Origin of the sequence: Corallococcus exercitus, from assembly GCF_003611585.1 — a bacterium.
Taxonomy (GTDB): Bacteria; Myxococcota; Myxococcia; order Myxococcales; family Myxococcaceae; genus Corallococcus; species Corallococcus exercitus.
The window spans coordinates 1-5,880 of the sequence record NZ_RAVW01000530.1 but is presented as its reverse complement, the minus strand read 5'-3'; the positions used below and the strand labels follow the sequence as shown (position 1 = coordinate 5,880).

The window sequence follows — 5,880 nt, the reverse complement described above, 5'->3', positions numbered from 1 at the left end:
GCGGGGGCCCGTCTTGGCGCGGCCCGGGGCAGGGCGCGCACGGGGCTCCGGCGCGGCACGGGCCGGGGGCGGACGCGAGCGCGGCGGAGGGCCGACCCCGGTGCTCTCATCATCGCCGGAGTCCCCCTCGTCCCCAGAGCCCGCGAGGAAGGACTGGTCGATGATGTAGTCGCAGTTGGGGCAGATGGCGGTGTCGTCCGCGACCTTGCGATTGCAGCCTGGGCAGTTCAGGGCCGGTGCTCCGGGAGGGGGGAAACGGCCCGATATCTTCCCGGCCCCGGCGCGCGCCTGTCAAACCTGTTCAGCGCCATAACCCCTGGATTTTCGCGGGGAATTGACCTAGCCCCGCAGGCATGGCCCGCCTGCCCGCCGCCGTGTCCGCCGGATTCCTCCTCGTGAGCGCCTGTGCCCACACGGTGCCTCCGCCCGCTCCGCCGCCGGAGACGCCTGCCCGGGTGATGGCGCGCATCCAGGACTGGGAGGACCGCCGCTCGCTGGGAGGCGGTGAGCTCGTCCGGCTCGCCACCGCCGCGCCGGAGGTGACCGTGCGCGTGCGTGCCCTGCGGGCCCTGGCGCGCATCCAGGACGTGGCCACGCTGGAGGCCGTCGTCGCCGGACTGACGGCGCCGGACAAGGCCGTGCGCGAGGAGGCGGCCTTCGCCGCGGGCGAGCTGGCGCTGTCGTGGGAGCCGCTGCCGGAGGACGTACGGACGGCGCTGACCGGAGCGCTGGTGCGCGCGGAGGCCTCCGAAGCCGACGGCTGGGTGCGCATCACGCTGCTGGAGTCCCTGGGCAAGCTGGCCACGCCCGGCGCGGTGGAGGTGCTGACGGCCCGCCTGTCTCCGGCGAATGGGCCCTGGTCCGAGGCCGCGGCGACGGCGCTGGGCGTGGCGGCGCGCAAGGCGGGCGCGGCGGCGGTGGCGAACGTTCCGCTGGAGGCGATCCGCGCGCTGTTGAAGCCCCGCGAGCGGAGCGAGGTGAACCTCGCCGGGGCCTATCTCCTGGCAGCGTCGAAGCGGCCGGACGCCGTGGAGGCGCTGCGCTCCTGTCTGGCCAATGCCCATCCGGACGTGATGGCCCTCTGCGTGAAGGGCCTGGGCGACGTGGGCAGTCCCAGCGACACGATGGCGCTGAACCTGATGCTCGGGGACGCCACGCCGCGCGTGTCGGCGGAGGCGGCGCGGGCGCTGGCGAAGCTCGCGGCGAAGTGCGAGGCCGGTGCGCCTTGTGATCCGCTCCTCGCCCTGGAAGGCCAGTGGCGCCGGGCGAAGCAGGTGGCGGAGGGGAAGGCAGCGCAGGGCCATGCGTTGCTGGCGGTGGCGCAGCAGGGACTTCCGCTCCAGGGCCGGCCGGTCTTGTCGCGCTTGAGGAGTGCCCTGGCCGAAGCCGACCGCGTCGCCGTATCCGACGAAGCCCACGCGGACCTCGCCTGGCTGGACTGCCGGTTCGCGGCGGCGATGGACCGGCAGCAGGGCACGTTGGAGCAGGTGCTCCAGTGTGGATACGGCCGCGTGCCCGAAGCCCGAAGGCTCGCCCTCGGACTCCATGAAGTGGCCCAGTTCAAGGGAGCACCCACCGCCGCATCGAAGCCGCGTGACGTCAGCCCGGCGGTGCCCGGCGCGGCGTTCGCGGTGCCCTACCTGAACCACGCCAGCCCCCTCGTGCGTGGCGGCGCGCTGGACGCCCTCTCCGAGCGCCCCGTGCCCGAAGCGATGGCGCCTGTGCGCGCGCTCATCGGGGGAGGCGACGCGGTGGTGGCGGGGCTCGCCGCGGCCACCGCGGGCAAGCTGAAGGACGCCGAGTCACTGCCCGCCTTGGAGGCCCTGGCCGAGCGCGTCCCGAAGGAGCCTGACCTCGCGGAGGCGGTGGCCGGCGCGCTCGTCGCGTTGCAGGGCCGCGCCGCGGAACCCCGCCTGCGCGAGTGGCTGACCCATCCGCACGCCAACGTGCGCCGGGTCGCGGCCGAGTCCCTCACCACGCTCACCGGCACTCCCGTCCGTTCCAACCGCGTGGAGCTGCCCGCAGACACCTACCGTCCGCCGGCCGCGCCCGCCGGGACGACGCTCACGCTGCGCACGCGCAAGGGCGACATCACCGTCCTGTTGGATCCGGACGCGCCGCTCACGGGCGGCAACCTGGTGGCGCTCGCGAAGCAGGGCTACTTCCGGGGCATCACCTTCCACCGCGTGGTGCCGGACTTCGTCGCGCAGGGCGGAGACCCGCGCGGAGACGGGGAGGGCGGTCCCGGGCACTCCATCCGCTGTGAGATGACGCGCCGGCCGTATGCACGGGGCACGGTGGGGATGGCGCTGTCGGGCAAGGACACCGGCGGCAGCCAGTTCTTCTTCACCCACTCACCGCAGCCGCACCTGGACGGCCGCTACACGGCCTTCGGCGAAGTCGTCAGCGGCATGGACGTCGTGGATGCGCTGCTGGAGGGCACGGTCATCGACGACGTCATCGTCGGAACCCGCGCCCCCTGAAATCCCCCGTCGCGCGTCAGGCCCCGGCGGCGCGCGCGGGCATCGGCTCGCCCTTGGCGTTGAGCTTGCCGCCCGTCCAGCGGTGGCTCTCCGCCTCTTCCATCAGCTCTACCTCGCGGCGGATGCGGGCCCACTCCGTCTCCGGCAGGCCGAGGAACGCCTCCGCGAGCGCCGGATCGAACTGCGTGCCCGCGCAGCGGCGGACCTCGTCGCGCGCCACGCTCATGGGGCGCCCCTTGCGATAGGGCCGGTCGGAGGTGATGGCGTCCAGCGTGTCCACGAGACAGAAGATGCGCGCGCCGACGACGATCTCCTCGCCCTTGAGCCCCAGCGGATAGCCCTTGCCGTCCCAGCGCTCCTGGTGCTGCAGGACGATGAGCGCCGCCTCGTGCAGGTAGGGCATCTTCGCCATCATCCGGTAGCCGAACTCCGGGTGCTGCTTCATCTCCACCCATTCATCCGGCGTGAGCGGGCCGGGCTTGAGCAGGATGGAGTCCCGAACTCCAATCTTCCCGATGTCGTGCAAGAGCGCGCCCTGTTCCACCACGTCCAGCGCCGGCCCGCTGAGGCCGATCTCCTGCGCCAGCCGCCGCGCGTACAGCGACACGCGACGCGAGTGCCACTGCGTCTCCGTGTCCCGGTAGTCCAGCGCGCTGATGAGCCCGTCCAGCAGCCCCGTGGTGCGCTCGACGACCCGGCGCTCCAGGTCCATGTTGATGGCCAGCAGCTCCGCGTTCTTGTCCGCCACCTCGCGCGTCAGCCGCTCGTTGGCCGCCACCAACCGGTGGTGCTCGAAGGCCTGCCGGATGCTGCTCGTCAGCTCGCTCAGGGCCCACGGCTTGCCCAGCAGCCGGAAGACCTCGCCCCGGTTCACCGCTTCCGACGCGATCTTGAAGTCCGCCGCCGCCGTCAACATCAAGCGCACCGCGCGCGGGTTCTTCTCCCGGAGCGCCGACAAGAGCTCGATGCCGTTGAGGTACGGCATCATGAAGTCCGTCAGGACGACGTCGAACCCCTGCTCCCGCGACGCCACCACCGGGTCGCTGTGCATCACGACCTCGTAACCTTCCGCCTGGAGGATCCGGGACAGCGCCGCGAGGATGAGCACGTCGTCGTCCACCACGAGGATTCGGGCCATGGGCTGATACGCTCCGAGCGAGTGGGCTGCGGTTTTTCTCAGAGTCTTATAGCCGGTCCAGGGGCGGCCAAACAGGCCCCCCCAAGCTTTCCAGTGCTGCTAAACCACCGGAATTCTTGAAGTTTCGCTCAACCAGGAGGTCGCCGGACTCCACGTCCTGCTTGCCTGCCCGACGAGCCGTGTTCTATGGTGGCTGCCTACCCGACGTAAATCGCTGTAACCCCTTGGAATTCGGGAGCAATCTCCGATGGCTAGAGCCCCTGATGGGCCGGTGCCGGTGGTGGTGATGGGGCTGGGGTTCATCGGGCAGGAGATTGCCAGGGCGGCCCTGTCATCCCCCGAAGTGGAGCTGATGGGCGCGGTGGACTCGCAGCCCTCCCTGGTGGGACGTCCCCTGGGCGATGTGCTGGGGCTGGCCGGGCCGCGCTTCAAGGTCGCGGACACGCTGGAGCGCGCCGTGGGGCGCCGCAAGGGCGTGGTGGTGCTGCACGCCACCAGCTCCCGGTTGTCCCAGGTGATGGATCAGCTGCTGGACGCGCTGAAGCTGGGCCTGCCCGTGGCCAGCACCTGCGAGGAGCTGGCGTTCCCGCACCTGAAGTACCCGGAGCTGGCGGAGAAGCTGGAGCGCGCCGCGCAGAAGGCGGGCGTCGCCATCGTGGGCACGGGCGTGAACCCCGGCTTCGTGCTGGACCGGCTGGTGGCCACCGCCGGGCAGGTCTGCGGCCCCGTGCGCAAGGTGACGGCCAGCCGGGTGGTGGACGCCCGCACGCGCCGTGAAGCCCTGCAGCGCAAGGTGGGCGCGGGCCTGACGGAGGAGGAGTTCTTCGACCTGGTGGACCGCGAGGAGCTGGGCCACGTGGGGCTGGTGGAGTCCGCGGCGCTGGCGGCGCTGGGGCTGGGGCTGGACTGCGACGACTTCGAGGAGGAGGTCGCGCCCGTCTTCGCCGAGGAGGAGATTGCCGGCGGCGCATTTGTCGTGAAGAAAGGCCGCGTCGCGGGCATGTTCCAGTCCGTGGTGGGTTTGGAGGAGGGGCAGGAGCGGGTCCGCCTGGAGCTGACCATCGCGGTAGGGGCGGACAACCCACGGGATCGCATCGAGATCGACGCGGACCCCAGGCTGGTGCTGGAAATACCGGGGGGAGTGGCGGGTGACCGGGCCACCGCGAACGCGCTGGTGAATGCCGCGCCACGTTTGACGGCCGCGGAGGCAGGGCTCCTGACGGTGCTCGAGCTTCCGGCAGGACGCTGAAGGATCATCAGGAGAGGGAAATGCTGGACAAGAACGCGATTGGCCGCGCCTCGCCGCCGACGCTCAACGAGGTGGAGAAGGGCGCCATCCGGCGCTTCGCCGAGGCGATTGGCGACTACAATCCCATCTACTACGACGAGGAGTACGCCCGTGCTTCGGGCTACCCCACCATCGTCGCGCCGCCCACGTTCCCCGCGTCGTTCCATTCCGCCGCGGACCTCCGGGAACTCCTGGGGGTGGGCATCAAGAGCCTGCTGCACGCCGAACAGGGCTTCGACTACGAGCGGCCCATCTTCGCGGGGGACCGCATCTACGTGTCCACCCGCGTGTCGGACGTCTTCGAGCGGCCGGGCATGTCCGGCAAGATGGACATCGCGGTCATCGAGGACGAAGGCCGGGACGAAGAGGGCAACCTCGTCTTCCGCGCCCGCCGGACCCTCGTGGTGCGTGCCGCCAAGGAGAACGCCTGATGCCCGCGCGCAAGCTCTACTTCGAATCCATCCGCGTCGGTGACGAGCTGCCGGCGCTGGCCAAGGCCCCGGTGGACCGCGTCCAGCTGTCGCGCTACGCGGGCGCCTCCGGCGACTACAACCCCGTGCACGTGGACGAGCTCTACGCCAAGAGCGTGGGCATGCCGTCCGTCTACGCCCCGGGCATGCTCGTCATGGGCATGCTCGGCCAGCTCATCAGCGACTGGGCGCGCGGCGGGCAGCTGCGGCGCTACAACGTCCGCTTCATCAAGATGGTGTGGCCGGGCGACACCGTGGTCTGCAAGGGCCGCGTGAGCGACCGCCACGGCTCCGGCGGCCGGTACTTCGTCGAGATCGACCTCTGGGCGGAGAACCAGAAGGGCGAGCTCGTCATGAAGGGCGGCTCGCAGATCCAGCTCTTCTACTCGCTGGAGGACGAGAACCGGCAGCGCTCCGGCCAGTCCCCCATCGTGGTGGAGGTCCCCCGCGAGAGCCTGGTCGTCCCGGCGCCCGCCACCCCGGAAGCCGCCACCAACGCCC

The 5,880-nt window shown here is 71.2% G+C and carries 5 protein-coding genes; 4 read left to right on the top strand and 1 reads right to left on the bottom strand.

Annotated features, from left to right (window positions below; all coding sequences use genetic code 11):
- Positions 1-353 precede the first annotated feature (353 nt).
- Entirely contained in the window at positions 354-2,483 is a 2,130-nt protein-coding gene (locus D7W79_RS37765; protein ID WP_120530112.1) for a peptidylprolyl isomerase, read from the top strand.
- Positions 2,484-2,499: 16 nt separating this feature from the next.
- On the opposite strand, the gene D7W79_RS37760 is transcribed toward D7W79_RS37765, so the two are convergent.
- Positions 2,500-3,621: an HD domain-containing phosphohydrolase gene (locus D7W79_RS37760; protein WP_120530111.1), complete on the bottom strand. Its 1,122-nt coding sequence runs from the start codon at positions 3,619-3,621 to the stop codon at positions 2,500-2,502.
- A 247-nt stretch (positions 3,622-3,868) separates the two neighbouring features.
- On the opposite strand from D7W79_RS37760, the gene D7W79_RS37755 reads away from it, so the two are divergent.
- From D7W79_RS37755 to D7W79_RS37745, 3 genes are all read left to right on the top strand, one after another.
- Positions 3,869-4,870 (top strand): NAD(P)H-dependent amine dehydrogenase family protein, encoded by a 1,002-nt coding sequence (locus D7W79_RS37755; RefSeq protein WP_120530110.1) that lies wholly within the window; start codon positions 3,869-3,871, stop codon positions 4,868-4,870.
- Positions 4,871-4,890: 20 nt separating this feature from the next.
- Positions 4,891-5,340 (top strand): MaoC family dehydratase N-terminal domain-containing protein, encoded by a 450-nt coding sequence (locus D7W79_RS37750; protein WP_014397671.1) that lies wholly within the window; start codon positions 4,891-4,893, stop codon positions 5,338-5,340.
- Positions 5,340-5,880, top strand: a 541-nt coding sequence (locus D7W79_RS37745; protein ID WP_120530109.1) for a MaoC family dehydratase, incomplete at its 3' end; no start/stop codon positions are given. The genes D7W79_RS37750 and D7W79_RS37745, both read left to right, overlap by 1 nt.